Origin of the sequence: Aestuariibius violaceus (assembly GCF_040779325.2) — a bacterium.
In the GTDB taxonomy this organism is placed as follows: Bacteria; Pseudomonadota; Alphaproteobacteria; order Rhodobacterales; family Rhodobacteraceae; genus Aestuariibius; species Aestuariibius violaceus.
Map to the genome: position 1 here is coordinate 640229 of NZ_JBFONT020000002.1, position 15744 is coordinate 655972.

Sequence of the window (15744 nt, forward strand, 5' to 3'; positions counted from 1 at the left end):
CGATCATGGGCGGATCGCGTGGAAGCGGAGGCGGACGTAGTCGGCGACCCAGCCCTCTTCGGGGTCGTGGAGAGGGGCAAGGCGGCGGGTTGTGTCTGCCAGCACGTCATCCGCGAGCGCGGGGTCGAGGGATCCCACAAACGGTCCGGCAAAGGTCTTGAGCCAGCCCTCCATGCCTGTGGGCAGCGGCGTGGGGCGCGGGATGAGATCGACCGAAACGACGGTGAACCCCGCTGCTTCGAGGCGCTTGCGCTGGAGCATGGGGGACGGGAAGTCCCAGGGCTCCGCGATTGGAAGATCGCGAGCTTCCAAAGCGGCTGAGATCGCTACGGAGATCGACGCGACGTTGCCGAAGCCCCCCTGCTCCGCCACGAAACGGCCGCCGGGACGGAGGGCGCGGTGAGCGTTGGCGATGACCCTTTCGGGGTTTCGCATCCAGTGGAGGGCGGCGTTGGAGAAGACCGCGTCGTAGGTGGCCTCGCCGAAGGGCTCGTGGGCGTCCTGGCTCAGCACCTGGATGCTGCGCGCACGGGTGGCGGCGGCGAGGTCGGGGTCGGGTTCCAGGCCGGTGACCGTCGCGCCGCTTTCCACCAGCCGCGCGGTTAGGGTGCCGTTGCCGCAGCCGACGTCGAGGATCCTCTCTCCGGGCTGGGGGTCAAGGAGCGCCAGGACATCGGCCCCGAGCGCTGGCACGAAATCGGCGTTCTCGGCATAGTCGCGGGCGGACCAGACCTGGCCTGCGGCGGGCGCCTCGGTCATGGGTCGGTCTTCCGCAAGCGCTCGATGAGGGAGGATGTGTCCCAGCGGCTGCCGCCCATCCGCTGGACGTCCTTGTAGAACTGATCGATCAACGCGGTGATCGGAAGCGACGCCCCGACCTCGTCGGCGGTCTTGAGGCAGATCCCCAGATCCTTGCGCATCCAGTCGACGGCGAAGCCGTGATCGAACTCCCCGTCCAGCATCGTCTCGTGCCGGTTCGCCATCTGCCACGATCCCGCGGCGCCCTGGCTGATCACCTCGACCACCGCGCGGCCGTCGAGGCCGGCCTTCTCACAGAAATGCAGCGCCTCGGAGAGCGCCTGGACCAGCCCCGCGATGGCGATCTGGTTGCACATCTTGGTCACTTGGCCCGCGCCGCTGTCGCCGATCCGACGGCAGATCTTGGCGTAGGCGGCCATGACGGGTTCGGCCCGGTCATAGGCGCCCTGGTCACCGCCGCACATGATCGAGAGCTGGCCGTTTTCGGCCCCCGCCTGCCCGCCCGAGATCGGCGCGTCGACGAAGCTGATCTGGCGGGTGTCGGCCTCGGCGTACAGCTCCCGCGTCACGGCGGCGGAAACGGTGGTGTGATCGACGAAGACCGACCCCGACGGCATCGCGCCGAACGCGCCGTCCTCGCCCAGGCAGACTGCGCGCAGGTCGTCGTCGTTGCCGACGCAGGCCATGACGAAATCCTTGCCCTCGGCTGCCTCGGCCGGGGTGCGGGCGGCAGAGCCCTTGTGTTCGCCGGTCCAGGCCTCGGCCTTGGAGGCCGTGCGGTTGTAGACGGTTACCTCGTGGCCCGCCGCTGCGAGGTGGCCCGCCATCGGGACGCCCATGACGCCAAGTCCCAGAAACGCGATCCGTGCCATGCGGTTGCTCCTCCCTGCGGCAAAAATTAGAAGCGACCCTAGCCGCATGCCCGGCCCCGTCAACCGAAGGTCTTCGCTCGATGCTTACCCTGTTCCGCTGGCTGATCCGGATCGTGACGGGTGTGATCCTGCTGGCCGTGGCTGGGTTCGGCCTGGCCTACTGGTTCGCCTCGCGATCGCTGCCGGATTACGAGGCGACGCTCCGGGCGGAGGGGCTGGCCGCCCCGGTCGAGATCGTGCGGGACAATGCCAACGTACCGCATATCTTCGGGGCGAGCGATGCGGATGTCTATTTCGCGCTCGGCTTCGCGCACGCCCAGGACCGGCTGTGGCAGATGACGATGCTGCGGCGCACGGCGCAGGGGCGGTTGAGCGAGCTCTTCGGGGAGCGGACGCTGGAGATCGACACGCTGCTCAGGCGGCTGGATCTCTATCGCCTGTCGGTCGCGTCGGTCGAGGATCAGGACGCGGCCACACGGGCGATGCTGCGCGCCTATGCGGCGGGGGTCAATGCCTGGATCGCCGAGGTGAACGACGGCGCGCGGGGCCGCGGGGCGCCCGAGATGTGGCTGTTCAACCACGCGATCGCCCCCTGGCAGGAAGCGGATTCGATCGCCGTGGTCAAGCTGATGGCGCTGCAGCTGTCGAGCCATCTGGAGCACGAGGTGATCCGGGCCCGCACCCAGCTGGTGCTGGAGCCGGAGCGGCTGCGCGACCTCTTGCCCGAGGCGCCGGGCGACGGGATCGCGGCACCGGGACGACGCGCGGAGTGGATGGACGGCCTGCCGCGCTTTGCGGAGAGCGGGCGTGGCGTACCCGATCCTCTCTCCCCTGCCCGGCCGCGGGAATTGGCAGGCGCATCGAATGCCTGGACCGCGGCACCGGCACGGTCGGCGGCCGGCTCGACGCTGCTGGCCAATGATCCGCATCTGCAGCTCACGGCCCCGTCGATCTGGTATCTGGCCCGGCTGGAGCTGGGCTCGGGTGGTGTGATCGGGGGAACGATCCCCGGCGTGCCGGTCATCATGTCGGGCCGCAGCGCGGAGCTGGGCTGGGGGCTGACCTCGAGCTATCTGGATGATCAGGACGTCTATATCGAACAGCTCAATCCCGAGAACCCGAACGAATACAGGGGCTTGGACGGGTTCCAGCCGTTTCGAACCCGGGACAGCATCGTACAGGTCCGCGATGCGCCCGCGGTCACGCTGAAGCTGCGCTGGACGGAAAACGGCCCGGTCCTGCCGGGCGAGCATTACGATCTGGGGCTGATCACGCCGCCGGGGCATGTCACCTCGCTCGCCTGGACGGCGCTGTCGCCTGACGACACGTCACTCACCGCCGCACGGCGTCTGATGGAGGCCAAGAGCGTCGAGCAGGGGATCGAGGCGAGCGCGCTCTATATCGCACCGTCGCAGAACCTGACGCTGGCCGATGCGGGCAGCATCGCGATCAAGACGATCGGCGCGATGCCGGACCGGTCGCCCCGGCACCAGAGCCAGGGGCGCATCCCGTCGCGCGGGTGGCTGGAGCAGAACCGGTGGCGCGGGGTGCTCGACTACGTCAGGAACCCGCAATTCATCGACCCCGAGAATGGCATCCTTGGCAATACCAACAACAAGATGGTCGAGCGGCCGTTTCCGAACCATGTGAGCTTTGCCTACGGCGATACCCAGCGGGTCAATCGCTGGCAGCGGCTGATGCAGGCGCGCGAGGTGCATACCCGCGAAAGCTTCATCGAAGCGCAGCTTGACACCGTCAGCTTCACGGCCCGGTCGCTGCTGCCGCTGATCGGGGCCGATCTGTGGTTCACCGGTCAGGCGGCGCCCGACGGCACGCCGGAGCGGTTGCGGCAGCGGGCGCTGGACCTGCTGGGCGACTGGAATGGCGAGATGAACGAGCACCTGCCGGAGCCCCTGATCTATGCCGCCTGGTTGCGCGCCTTGCAGGACAGGCTGATCCGCGACGAGCTGGGGCCGCTGGCGCGGGATTACACCCATGTCCAGCCGGTCTTCATCGAGCGGGTGTTCCGCGATGTCGACGGTGCGGGCATCTGGTGCGACGTGATCCAGTCTGCGCGGGAGGAAACCTGCGCCGAGATCGCGCGCCTGGCGCTGGACGATGCGCTTCTTTGGATCGGCGAGCGGTGGGGGGCGGAGCTGGAATCGCTCCGCTGGGGGGATGCGCATGAGGCAACGCATGACCATCCGGTCCTCGGCGAGGCGCCGGTGCTGCGCTGGTTCGTGAACATCCGGCAAAGCACGTCCGGCGGGGACAACACGTTGCTGCGCGGGCGAACGGCAGGAACGGGCGACAATCCGTTCCGGAATGTGCATGGCGCCGGGTTTCGCGGTGTCTATGACTTTGCCGATCCCGACAGCTCGGTCTTCGTGATCTCGACCGGGCAGTCCGGCCATCCCCTGTCGCGGCATTACGACGACCTGGGCGAGCTGTGGCGGCGGGGCGAATACATCCCCATGTCGCTTGATCCCGATCTGGCCCGGGCGGGGGCCGTGGGCATCACGCAATTGCTGCCTCGTTAGACTTTCAGGCGTCGGCGTTAAGGAAATCGAAAGGGTTTAAGGCCTAGACTTTGCGCAGCGAGTGAAAGGTGCCCCGTTGCGTTTTCTGATCCGGATGATGGCCGTGCGAAATCCGCTGGATGCGGTGTTGAAGGGGCTGGTCTTTTTCTCCGTGATCAACGGCACCGCGCTGAGCATGGAGCTGGTGCTATACGGCCAGCTTGCCATGCCGTTCTGGTGGCGGACGCTGCTGACGCTCGCGGCCTCTCTGCCGTTCATAGTCCTCGTCTTCTGGGTGGTGACCCATCTGGAGCGTCTGCAGCACAAACTGGCGGATCTTGCGGCGACCGACGTTCTGACCGGGCTGCCCAACCGGCGGGCCTTCTTTGCCGAGGCGCGGCAGAGCTGGATGAAGGGCAAGGACGGTGTGCTTTTCATTGTCGATGCCGATCACTTCAAAGCGATCAACGATACCTATGGCCATGCGGTCGGCGATCTGTGCCTGCAGGCGGCGGCGGAGCGGATGCGCGCCATCCTGCGGCAGGCCGACCTGATCGGCCGGATCGGCGGAGAGGAATTCGCCGTCTTCATGTCCGAGATCTCCATCGAGGAGGCAGAGGCGATCGGCGACCGGTTGAGCACCGCGATCGTCGTCGATCTCGGCGCGGACGAGCCGATCCGCATGACGATGTCCGTCGGCGGAGTGGAGCAACGCTTTGCCCACACGCTCGACCACCTGATGCATCTGGCGGATATGGCCCTTTACCGGGCGAAGGCCCTTGGACGGGCGCGGATGATCATGTGGGAACCGCAGATGGGCGATGGCGGCCTGCCGATCGAGCGACCGCGACAGGCGCAGTTCGCCTAGCCGGGCGGGCTTTTGTCGGCCGGACGCCATCCGCTGCTAACGGGCCGGTGCGTCATTTCCGACAAGGATTTTCGGGCACTTGCGGCATGGCTGGCCGATATGGCGCCGGCGGTACAGTCAGAGAGCGTCGAAGCGGGCCTTTTGCCGGGCGGTCCAACGCACATCGACATCCCAACCGGTCTCGCCCGTCCGTTCGGCGCGCACGACGCCTTCGTTGTGCAGCCAGGCCAGCGCGCGCCCTTCTGGATAGGCGAGATGGATCGTCTCGTCGCTCTCGGGGCCGCGGAGCGCCTGAGAGAGCTGGGTGAGGAAGGCATCCAGACCATCCCCCGATACGGCAGAGAGCATCGCGACGTGCGGCTCGGCGCGGGCAGCGCGGGCCTGCCAGATCGCGCGGGCCTCGGCATCGAGCCGGTCGATCTTGTTCCAGACTTCGATCTGGGGCGTCTCGGGGCCGACGCCGAGGCTGGCGAGGATCGTGCGGACTTCTGCCGCCTGCCCTTCCGTTTCGGGATGCGAAACATCGCGGACATGGAGGATGAGGTCGGCGGCGGTGACCTCTTCCAGGGTGGCGCGGAAGGCGGCGACAAGCTCGGTCGGCAGGTCCGAGACGAAGCCCACCGTGTCGGACAGAATCACCTCGTCGCTGGTTGGCAGATCGACCCGGCGCATGGTGGGATCGAGCGTGGCGAAGAGCATGTCTTTCGCCATGACCTCTGCCCCCGTGAGGCGGTTGAAGAGGGTCGACTTGCCCGCGTTGGTGTAGCCGACAAGCGCCACGATGGGGAACGGCACCTTGGCGCGGGCGGCGCGGTGGAGGGCACGGGTCTTTTCGACCTTCGCGAGCTGGCGGCGCAGGCGGACGAGCTGTTCGTCGATAGCCCGCCTGTCAGCCTCGATCTGGGTCTCGCCGGGGCCGCCGACGAAGCCGAGCCCGCCGCGCTGGCGTTCGAGGTGGGTCCAGGCGCGCACCAGGCGCGTGCGCTGGTAGGACAGCGCGGCCATCTCGACCTGCAGCACGCCCTCGCGGGTGCGGGCGCGATCCGAGAAGATCTCGAGGATCAGCCCGGTCCGGTCGAGGATCTTGAGCTTCCATTCCCGTTCGAGGTTGCGCTGCTGGACGGGCGTGACGGGGCCGTCGATCAGGACAAGCTCAACCTCTTCGGCGGCGAAGACCGCGCCCAGCTCCTCGATCTTGCCGGTCCCGAAGAGCAGGCCCGGATGGGGCCGCGGCAGGCGCACGACCTCGCTGCCGAGGATCGCGAGGCCCGGCAAAGCGGCGGCGAGTGCTGTGGCCTCTTCCAAGGCCGGTTCCGGCGCGCGGCGGCGGTCGTCGCCTCTGATATCGGGGTGCAGCACCCAGGCGCGGGTCGGACGCTCCAGCTGATCCTGAAACTCGGCAGGCAGAGCCTATTCTTCCCCGTCATAGAGGTTGATCGGCTGCGCCGGCATGATCGTGGAAATCGCATGCTTGTAGACCAGCTGCGACTGCCCGTCGCGGCGCAGAAGCACGCAGAAATTGTCGAACCACGTGATGACGCCCTGCAGCTTGACGCCATTGATCAGGAAAATTGTGACCGGCACTTTGGTCTTGCGGACGTGGTTGAGGAAGGCGTCCTGCAAGTTTTGCTTGTCACTCGCCATGTCTGAAAAACCCCCGTTTATTCAGTCTTTTGCTTTTGTGGGCCACGTTGGGCCAGCGGCAGATCGAGGCCACTATGTCGCGGGGGTTGCGGAGATGCCAGCGCAAAAAACCAGCGGGAGAGCGTTCCTGAAAGGTGTGGTTCAGGCGCGCCAGAAATCCGGATTGAGGAGTGCAATGATCGCCAGGGTTTCGAGCCGGCCGAGGACCATCGCGGCCGCCAGCACCACCTTTGCGGGATCCGGAATGCCGGCGTAGGAGATCGGCACCTCGCCGGCGACGGCCGCAAGCGGGCCGGTGGTGGAGAGCGCCGAGACGGTCAGCACCATCGCCGTTTCGAACTGCACCCCGAAGAGGGAGAGGGCGACCATGACGCCCGCGACGGAAAGCGCGAAGAGCATGAAGAAGATCCAGGCGATGAAGGCGCCCTGGCGGCGGATGCGCCGGTCGTCCGACCCGGCGCCGCCGATCGAGGAGGGGTGGATCAGCCGCTCCATCTCGCGCCGTCCGTGGCGCAGGAGGGCGAAGACGCGCAGGAGCTTGACGCCGCCTGCGGTCGTGGCGACGCCGCCCCCGATGAGGGACAGCCCGATGAGGAGGAGGCCGGGCGTCTCGAGCCCCGACCAGAAGCGGGCGCTTTCCCAGTACTGGCTTTCGAATCCCGTCGTCGTCAGGAAGGACAGGACGGTGAAGACGGCCCCCCAGAGGGCGCGGAGGCCATCGGCAAGCTCGGCCCCCGCCACGATCTCGATCGCGCCGAGCCAGTGCCGCAGGAACAGCGCGAGCGGCAGGAAGATCACGAAGGCGAGGCCGAGGCGGAATTCGGGGTCGCGCAGGAGCGGCGTCTGATCCTCGCTGCCCAGGAGGCCGCGGCTGAAGGTGAGGCGCGAGAGCGCGAAGAACAGGAAGGCGAAGATCGCAAGCTCGCCCAGAAAGCCACTATCGGCCCGGGTCAGGCTGCCTTCGGGCGAGATACCGGAGGTGGAAAGCGTCGACATCGCGTGGCAGAGCGCCGTCAGCGCGGTTTCCCCCGCCAGCAAAAGCGCGATCCAGAGGATGAGCGTCAGCCCGCCATAGATCGGCGCGAGGCGCAGGGCGTAGCGGGTCAGCCGTTCCGAAGGGTCGGCGATGCGGGTGATCTGGTCGAAACGGCGCGCCCCTTCGCCGACTTCGGCCTTTGCGCGGATCTCGAACCCGCCGAGATTCATCGGCGCGAAGATGGCGACCGCCGTCGTCCAGATCAGGAAGCCGCCCAGCCAGCCGACAAGCGCCCGCCAGAGGTGGAGCGCGTCGGGCAGGCGGCCGGGCGCGTCGTAGAGCGTCGCCCCGGTGGTGGTGATGGACGACACCATCTCGAACCAGGCGTTGATGAAGCGCGTGGTGCCGAGCGCCTCGTAGAACGGCACGGCGAGCAGGAGGGGCAGCGCCACGAAGGCTGCGACGAGCGACAGGAGCTGCGAGCGGGCGACGTTGGGCGGGGAGTAGTTCGACATCGCGATGCCGATGGTCGAGGTCAGCAGGCCCAAGAGGATCGCCGCATAGAGGAACGTGCGCGAGGTGTCGTAGTCGCGCTGGCCATAGGCCAGAAGCGCGGGGGCGATCATGGCGATGGCCGCAATCCCCATCAGGAGGACAAAGAACGGCAGGCGCAGGATGCGGGACATGCGCCTAGAAGAAGTCGATCGAGACCTGGAGTAGGCGTTCGACCTCTGGCACGTCTGCGGCGATGGCGAAGATCACGATCACGTCGCCGTCTTCGATGCGGAGCGATCCGGTCGGCTTGACGTATTTGCCGCCTTTCATCACGGCGCCGACAAGCACGCCTTCGGGGAAGTCGATATCGCGCAGGCGCTGGCCCGCGATGGGCGAGGTCGACAGGACCTGCGCCTCGAGCACCTCGGCCTCGGCATCGCCGATGGAATAGACCTCGCGCACGCGGCCGTGGCGGATATGGCGCAGGATGGAGCTGACGGTGGTGGCGCGCGGGTTGATATAGGCGTCGATTTCAAGCTGGCCCATGAGCGGGATCAGCGTCGGGTCGTTGATCAGCGCGATGGTCATCGGGCAGCCGAGGCCCTTGGCGCGGACGGCGGACAGCAGGTTCGTCTTGTCGTCATCGGTGACGCAGAGGACGGCATCCGCACGCGCGATGTTCGCCTCTTGCAGCAGCGCCACGTCGAGCCCGTCGCCGTTCAGGACGATCGTGCGTTCCAGCGCATCGGCGGCCCGTTCGGCGCAGAGGCGGGATTTCTCGATCACCTTGGCTCGGACGCGAACCGTGCGCGCCTCGAGCGCCTGGGCCACGGCGAGGCCCACATTGCCGCCGCCCACGATCACGATCCGTTCCTGCTTGCGCTGCGTTTTGCCGAAGATCTCAAGCGCGCGGGCGATATCGTTCGTATCGGCCATGATGTAGCAATCGTCGTCGACGAAGATCTGGTCGCCGGAATCCGGCGCGAAGAGGCGGCCGTTGCGGCGCAGGCCCACGACGACGGCCTTCAGCGTCGAGAACAGATCGGTCAGCTGGCGCAGGGGCGTGTTGATGACGGGGCAGTCGGGATCGATCGTGATGCCGAGAAGCGTCGCCTTGCCGTCGAGGAAGCTTTCGGTGTCGAAGGCGGCGGGCGCGGCAAGGCGTTGCAAGGCGGCCTCGGCCACCTCTTTTTCCGGCGAGATCACAACGTCGATCGGCATGTGATCGCGGCGGTAGAGGTCGGAATAGATCGCGGTGAGGTAGGATTGCGCCCTGAGCCGGGCGATCTTGCGCGGCACGGCGAAGACCGAATGGGCGACCTGGCAGGTCACCATGTTGACCTCGTCGGAATGGGTGGCGGCGATCACCATGTCAGCGTCGCGGGCCCCTGCCCTGTCGAGGATATCGGGATAGCTGGCGAAACCCGCGATGCCTTGCACGTCGAGCGTGTCGGTGGCGCGGCGGACGAGTTCGGCGTTGTTATCCACCACCGTCACGTCGTTCTGTTCGCTGGCGAGATGGCGGGCGATCTGCCAGCCGACCTGGCCCGCGCCGCAGATGATGACTTTCATGCGTCCGTCCGATGCATCCCCGTCGGCCCGTGGTGCCAGAGGGGGCGGGTGGGGTCAATCGGCGTCAAGGAAGGCTTTGAGGCGGGTCGTGAATTCCTTGGGGCGTTCGCGCATCGGCCAGTGGCCGGTTTCCATGAGGTAGAGTTCGGCATTCGGCAGTTTGCGGACGGCGTTGCGGGCGTGGCGGACGGGGACGAGGCGGTCCTTGGTGCCCTGGATGAGGAGCGTGCGGTGCGGGATCTTATGCAGGCGGGGCGAGAGATCGCTTTGCAGGCCCTTCACGGTGAGTTCGCGGGCGAGGAAGGCGTCGAAACTGCGCCGGTCCGCCTGATCGCGGGCGACGTCGCGGACGAGCGCCACGGTTTCGGGATCGACGCGGGACGGGTCAGCATAGGCCGCGCCGAGGCCGATGCGGGTCAGCGTCTCGCTCGCCGCGGCGGCGCGGTAGACCAGGCCCGCGGCGGGGGAGCGGGCCAACGCCCAGGCCAGCGGGTGGAACGGCGCGCGGGGCATCAGGCCGTAGGCGCCGACCGGGATCAGGCGGCGGACGCGGGTCGGCGCCATAAGCCCCGCGTTCAAAGCGATGCCGCCGCCCATGGAGACGCCGGCGATATCGGCCTGGACGATACCTGTCGCATCGAGGAAAGCGATCAGCCAGGCGGTCAGGTCATCCAGGTCATGGGCGCGCCCGAAGCTGTCGCTTTCGCCGTAGCCCGGCATGTCGGGTGCGATGATGCGGCGGTTCTGCGCCAGTTCGGGGATGGCCAGGCGCCAGGTCAGTTCCGCATGGTCGAAGCCGCCGCCATGGAGGAGGATGAGCGGTGGCCCTCCCTGCCCTCCCTGCCCTTCGTCGACATAGCCGACCTTGCGGCCCTCGACCGTGACGAAATGGTCGATGAAGGGCAGCGACTAGCCCTCGATATGGGCGACGCGGGCGCCGGATTTGTTTGAGGTGACGACGCCGAGCGACTTGAGCTTGCGGTGCAGGGCGGAGCGTTCCATGCCGACGAACGACGCGGTGCGCGAGATGTTCCCGCCGAAGCGGTTGATCTGGGTCAGCAGGTATTCCCGTTCAAAGAGCTCGCGCGCCTCGCGCAGCGGCAGGGTGGCAAGGCTGCCGGAGAGGACGACGCGGTCTTCCTCGGGCTTGGCCTCCTCGGTCGCGGGGAGGTCCTTGGCCGCGATCTCTCCACTGTTGTCGCCGAGGATCAGGACGCGTTCGATCACGTTGCGCAGCTGGCGGACATTGCCGGGCCAGACCATCGTCTGCAAGAGCGCGCGGGCGTCTTCGGCCAAGGGGCGCAGGGGCAGGCCCTGATGCTTATTGAACCATTCGATGAAGTGGCTGGCAAGCAGCGGGATATCCTCGCGGCGTTCTTCCAGCGCGGGCACCTGGATCGGCACGACGTTGAGGCGGTGATAGAGCTCTTGCCGGAAGCGGCCCGCGTCTATTTCGGCCAGCAAGTCCCTGTTCGTGCTGGAAATCACCCGCAGGTCAACCCGGATCTTGTCGCCGCCGCCGACCCGCTGGAACTGCTGTTCGACCAGGACGCGCAGGATCTTGGACTGGGTGCCGGCGGGCATGTCGGCGACCTCGTCAAAGTAGATCACGCCGCCATTGGCCTCTTCCAGCAGGCCCTTTTCGACCCCGCGTTCGGGGGTCTCGCGGCCGAACAGCACCTCTTCCATGCGGTCGGGTTCGATGGAGGCGGAATTGACGGTGACGAAAGGTTCCTGCGCGCGCAGGGAGTTGGCGTGGATGTAGCGGGCGGCGATCTCCTTGCCCGACCCGGCGGGGCCGGTCAGCATCACGCGGCCGTTCGACTTGGTCACCTTGTCGAGTTGGCTTTTCAGCGCCTTGAAGGACGCGCTTTCGCCCAGCATCTCGGCCGGTTGGCTTTCGCCGCGCTTGAGTTCGGTATTCTCGCGGCGCAGGCGGGAGGTTTCCATGGCGCGGCGGATGACGACAAGCAGTTGGTCGATGTTGAAGGGCTTCTCGATGAAGTCGTAGGCACCCTGCTTGATCGCGGCGACCGCGATCTCGATATTGCCGTGGCCCGAGATGATGACGATCGGGATGCCGGGGTGGTCGCGCTTGACCGCCTTCAGGATATCGATCCCGTCCATGTCGCTGTCTTTCAGCCAGATATCGAGGATCATCAGGGCCGGCGGGGCCTTGTCGATTTCGGCCATGCATTCGGTCGAGGTTCCGGCAAGTCGGGTCGTAAACCCTTCATCTATCAGGATTTCCGAGATCAGCTCGCGAATGTCGCGTTCATCGTCGGTGATCAGAATATCGCCCATAATCGTCCTCACATCTCTTTGTTCTGTTCTGTTTCTATTGCGTTGGCGCGGGGCAGCCGGATCTCTGCCCGCGCGCCGGGATGGATGGCGCCGCCGAACGGGTCGGCATCGTGCAGCGTCAGCTGCCCACCATGTTCTTCGATGATCTTGCGCACGATCGGCAGGCCAAGGCCGGTGCCCTCGTCGCGGGTCGTCACGTAGGGTTCGAACAGCCGCGCGCGGTCGGCGGGCAAGCCGATGCCGTTATCCTCGATCCACAGCAGGGCCGCATCGGGCGCGTCCGTGAGCGTGATGCGGATAGCCGGAGAATGCCCGTCGGGTGCGCCTTTTTTCTGCAGCGTTTCAATGGCTTCCCCGGCGTTCTTGATAAGGTTCGTCAGCGCCTGGGTGATCATCGTCTCGTCCAGATCGAGGGTCATCGGGCCGTCTGGCAGATCGATTGTGAAGGCAACATCCGGCTGGCCGGCCTCCTGCAGGCTGGCGGCGTCGCGGACCAGGGTGACCAGATCGGTCGGCGCGCGGTCGGGTTCGGGCATCCGGGCGAATTTCGAGAATTCGTCGACGATCCGGCGCAGGTCGTTGGTCTGGCGCACGATCACGTCGGTCATCTGGTCAAGCTTGTCCGCATCCTCGCCCACCGCATCGTGAAACTTGCGTTTGATGCGTTCTGCGGACAGCTGGATCGGGGTGAGCGGGTTCTTGATCTCGTGCGCGATGCGGCGGGCCACATCGCCCCAGGCGGCCATGCGCTGGGCCGAGACGAGGTCGGTCACGTCATCGAAGGCGACCACGTAGCCTTCCAGCTTGCCGTCCTGCGACCGGCGCTTGGCCATGCGGACAAGAAGGGTTTCCTGCATCCGGGCGCGGGTCAGCTTGACCTGGCCCTGGGCGACCTCCGTCCCGCGTTTTCGGACCTGATCGAAGAGGGCGGCGAATTCCGGGACGGCCTTGGCGAGCATCATCGCCTCCTGCGCCTCGCTGACGCCCAGAAGCCGTTCGGCAGAGCGGTTGGCAAAGGTCACGCGTCCCTTCGGATCAAGGCCGACAACGCCGGAGGTGACGGAAGAGAGCACGCTGTCGAAGAGGCGGCGGCGCTGTTCGATCTGGGCGGTGTTGGCCAGAAGCTCGGCCCGCTGGGCCTTGAGCTGGGTCGTCATGCGATTGAAGAGGCGGCCCAGCATGGCGATTTCGTCATCGCCCTCCTCTTCCCGGACGCGGACGTCGAGTTTGCCTTCGCCCACACGTTCGGCCGCGCTGGCGAGCCGCCCGACCGGGCGCGACAGGCGTTCGGCGAACCAGAGGCCCAGCCACGTGGCCGCAAGGATCAAGAGGCCCGCGAAGCCCAGATAGAGCAGGCCGAAATCGAGTAGCAGCCGCCCGCGATCGCTTTCGAGTTGATCGTAGAGGGCGACGATTTCCTGCGTTTCGTCCAGCAGTTCCAGCAGGCTGCCTTCGACCTCGCGCGTGACGTAGAGATAGTGGTCGGTGAACCCGCGCAGGGGGACAAGGGCACGGAATTCGTTGTTGTCCCAATCCTCGATGATAAGGCCGTTTTCCGTGCGCGCGCGTTCGAATTGGGCGGGCGTCGGGCGTTCGTAGTAGAAGAGGTAGGAGCCGTCGCCGCGGGCGCGGACCTCTCCGGCGGCGTTGATGACGAAGGCTTCGCTGAGGCCCCGCTGGACCTGCTCCTGGATCTCGCCGAGGGCCTGCCGAAGCCGCCCGTCATCCATCGGGCCGAAGCGCAGGCGCGCGGTGTTGAGGCCGCCCGCGAAGGCGGCGGCGTCTTCGGCCAGGCCGCTGCGCTGTTCCTCCTCGTAAGCCACCGCGGCGGCGCGGGAGGCGGCGATGGCATTGCTGACCCGTTCGGAAAACCAGCCTTCGAGGCCGAAATTCACCGTGAGCACCGCGAAGATCGCGACGAGGACTGTGGGGATCAGGGCGATGAGGGCGAAGACGCCGGTCAGCCGCAGGTGCAGGCGCGACCCGGCAGAGCGGGCACGGCGCGCGGCGACGATCCGCGCCATGCGCTGCATGACGAGCGCGAAGATCACCAGGATATAGGTGAGATCGGCCAGCAGGACGAGCCGCAGTGCGGTGTCGGATGTGCCCTGATCGAGCGGGCTGAGCACCGTAAAGGTCGCCAGCGCAAGAACCGGCCCCAACAGGACAAGACCCAGCGTGAACGCGGTTTGCACACCGCGGTTCCGCCGCAATTGGCTGACCTGCCTCATGGAGAGGCCCGATAGAGAGCGTTGCACGCTGTCCGCCCGTTTGTTTCCGGGGTCTTAGCCCCAACCGCCTTGGCGCGGCTGTCCGGCGCGATGCCCCGGATGCCACGTCTCTGTTGCGCTTTTACATCAATTTGCGGCGGCGTGTCACGCGGATATCGAGGTCTGTGATCTTCTTTCTAAGGGTATTTCGGTTAATTCCGAGCAGATCGGCGCATTTCGCCTGGTTCCCGCCCGTCGCATCGAGGGCGATTTCAATGAGCGGCAGTTCGACCTCCTTGAGAATCCGCTGATAGAGGCCCGGCGGCGGCAGCACCCCGCCATGCAAATCGAAGTAGCGCCGCAGGTGGCGCGCGACGGAGGCCGAGAGCTTTTCGCTGTCGCCGCTGCGCAGCGGCTCCATCTCGGGCTGGGAGCCGAGAACGGCCTCGACCTCGGTCCGGGTGATCTCGCCTTCGGTGGCGGTCACGATCAGGCGGCGGACGGCGTTTTCCAGCTGGCGGACGTTGCCGGGCCAGGAATAACGGCGGACAAGCGTCATCGCCTCGTCCGAGAACAGGCGCGTGGGCGCGCCGTCGCGTTCGGCGCGGGTCAGAAAGTGATCGGCCAGAAGCGGGATGTCGTCGACGCGCTCGCGCAGCGACGGCACCTCGATCGTGACGCCGCTGAGGCGGTAGAAGAGATCCTGCCGGAACTTGCCGTCCTCCATCCGGTCCATCAGGTCGGATTGGGAGGTCGCCATGATCCGCGGCGCGCTGTCGCCGAAGGCGTCGAGCATCCGGACGATGCGCCCTTGCGTATCTTCGTCGAGATCGCCCACCTCGTCGAACAGGAGCGATCCGCCCTTGGCGCGCGCCATCAGTGAGGCGGGCCCATCGATGCCCGCCAGATCGACCGCCGAGACGGTGACGAAGGGCATCGACCGCCGGTCGGAAAAGTCGTGGATCGCACGCGCGATCAGCGACTTGCCCGTCCCGCTTTCGCCGGTGATGAGGACCGAGAGGTCGGTGTTCATCACCCGTGCCACGAGGCGGTAGAGCGCCTGCATCGCGGGCGTTCGCCCGACCAGCGGCAGGTCGTCGGAGGCCGTTGCGGGCACATCCGTCCGGGGGGCGGGAACGGTGCGCTTGGTTTCGAGCGCCCGGGCCGCGCGCTTCATCAGGTCGGGCAAGTCGAACGGCTTGGGCAGGTAATCGTAGGCTTCTGCCTCGGCGGCCTGGATCGCCGTCATGATCGTGTTCTGGGCGGAGATCACGATAACCGGCAGACCGGGCCGCGCGTCGGAAATCTTGGGCAGCTGTTCCAACCCGTTGCCGTCGGGCATGACGACGTCCGAGATCACCAGATCCCCCTTCCCCTCATCCACCCATCGCATGAGCGTGACGAGGGACGAGGTGGCGTGGACCTTGCAGCCCGCACGCGTCAGCGCCTGGGTCAGCACGGTCCGGATCGTACGATCGTCGTCGGCGACGAGGACGGTTCCATCCATGGGTCAGATCTCCTTGGC

The 15744-nt window shown here is 66.7% G+C and carries 13 protein-coding genes; 3 read left to right on the forward strand and 10 right to left on the reverse strand.

The window, feature by feature from the left end; all coding sequences use genetic code 11:
* Positions 1-3 precede the first annotated feature (3 nt).
* Positions 4-759: a methyltransferase domain-containing protein gene (locus AADZ90_RS10395; RefSeq protein ID WP_367309928.1), complete on the reverse strand. Its 756-nt coding sequence runs from the start codon at positions 757-759 to the stop codon at positions 4-6.
* The gene (locus tag AADZ90_RS10400; RefSeq protein ID WP_367309929.1) at positions 756-1631 is read right to left on the reverse strand and encodes an NAD(P)-dependent oxidoreductase; all 876 of its coding nucleotides are present in this window, start codon (positions 1629-1631) and stop codon (positions 756-758) included. Before AADZ90_RS10400 ends, AADZ90_RS10395 begins: the two co-directional genes overlap by 4 nt.
* 80 nt (positions 1632-1711) lie before the next feature.
* Here AADZ90_RS10400 and AADZ90_RS10405 point away from each other — a divergent pair, with 80 nt between their 5' ends.
* Both AADZ90_RS10405 and AADZ90_RS10410 read left to right on the forward strand, forming a co-directional pair.
* The gene (locus tag AADZ90_RS10405) at positions 1712-4171 is read left to right on the forward strand and encodes a penicillin acylase family protein (protein WP_367309930.1); all 2460 of its coding nucleotides are present in this window, start codon (positions 1712-1714) and stop codon (positions 4169-4171) included.
* Between the two features lie 76 nt (positions 4172-4247).
* The gene (locus tag AADZ90_RS10410) at positions 4248-5018 is read left to right on the forward strand and encodes a GGDEF domain-containing protein (RefSeq protein WP_367309931.1); all 771 of its coding nucleotides are present in this window, start codon (positions 4248-4250) and stop codon (positions 5016-5018) included.
* 117 nt (positions 5019-5135) lie between these two features.
* Here the strand turns inward: AADZ90_RS10410 and hflX are convergent, their stop codons facing one another.
* The 5 genes from hflX to AADZ90_RS10435 form a co-directional block, all read right to left on the reverse strand.
* Complete coding sequence (gene hflX, locus AADZ90_RS10415) at positions 5136-6401, reverse strand: GTPase HflX (protein WP_411997022.1); 1266 nt, start codon at positions 6399-6401, stop codon at positions 5136-5138.
* Positions 6402-6428: 27 nt separating this feature from the next.
* Positions 6429-6662, reverse strand: coding sequence for an RNA chaperone Hfq (hfq, locus tag AADZ90_RS10420; protein WP_367309933.1), 234 nt, complete (start codon positions 6660-6662; stop codon positions 6429-6431).
* A gap of 141 nt (positions 6663-6803) precedes the next feature.
* On the reverse strand, positions 6804-8324 hold the full coding sequence (locus AADZ90_RS10425; protein ID WP_367309934.1) for a TrkH family potassium uptake protein: 1521 nt from the start codon (positions 8322-8324) through the stop codon (positions 6804-6806).
* A gap of 4 nt (positions 8325-8328) precedes the next feature.
* Positions 8329-9705, reverse strand: coding sequence for a Trk system potassium transporter TrkA (trkA, locus tag AADZ90_RS10430; protein ID WP_367309935.1), 1377 nt, complete (start codon positions 9703-9705; stop codon positions 8329-8331).
* A gap of 54 nt (positions 9706-9759) precedes the next feature.
* Positions 9760-10521 (reverse strand): alpha/beta fold hydrolase, encoded by a 762-nt coding sequence (locus AADZ90_RS10435; protein WP_411997023.1) that lies wholly within the window; start codon positions 10519-10521, stop codon positions 9760-9762.
* Here AADZ90_RS10435 and AADZ90_RS10440 point away from each other — a divergent pair.
* A complete protein-coding gene (locus tag AADZ90_RS10440; RefSeq protein WP_411996994.1) occupies positions 10492-10656 on the forward strand; it encodes a hypothetical protein in 165 nt (54 codons plus the stop codon). The two genes, AADZ90_RS10435 and AADZ90_RS10440, sit on opposite strands and share 30 nt — an antisense overlap.
* On the opposite strand, the gene ntrX is transcribed toward AADZ90_RS10440, so the two are convergent.
* The 3 genes from ntrX to AADZ90_RS10455 form a co-directional block, all read right to left on the reverse strand.
* Positions 10615-12009: a nitrogen assimilation response regulator NtrX gene (gene ntrX, locus AADZ90_RS10445; RefSeq protein WP_367309937.1), complete on the reverse strand. Its 1395-nt coding sequence runs from the start codon at positions 12007-12009 to the stop codon at positions 10615-10617. The two genes, AADZ90_RS10440 and ntrX, sit on opposite strands and share 42 nt — an antisense overlap.
* Before the next feature lie 8 nt (positions 12010-12017).
* Positions 12018-14240, reverse strand: coding sequence for a sensor histidine kinase NtrY-like (locus AADZ90_RS10450; protein WP_367309938.1), 2223 nt, complete (start codon positions 14238-14240; stop codon positions 12018-12020).
* A 121-nt stretch (positions 14241-14361) separates the two neighbouring features.
* Complete coding sequence (locus AADZ90_RS10455) at positions 14362-15726, reverse strand: response regulator (protein WP_367309939.1); 1365 nt, start codon at positions 15724-15726, stop codon at positions 14362-14364.
* Positions 15727-15744: the final 18 nt, after the last annotated feature.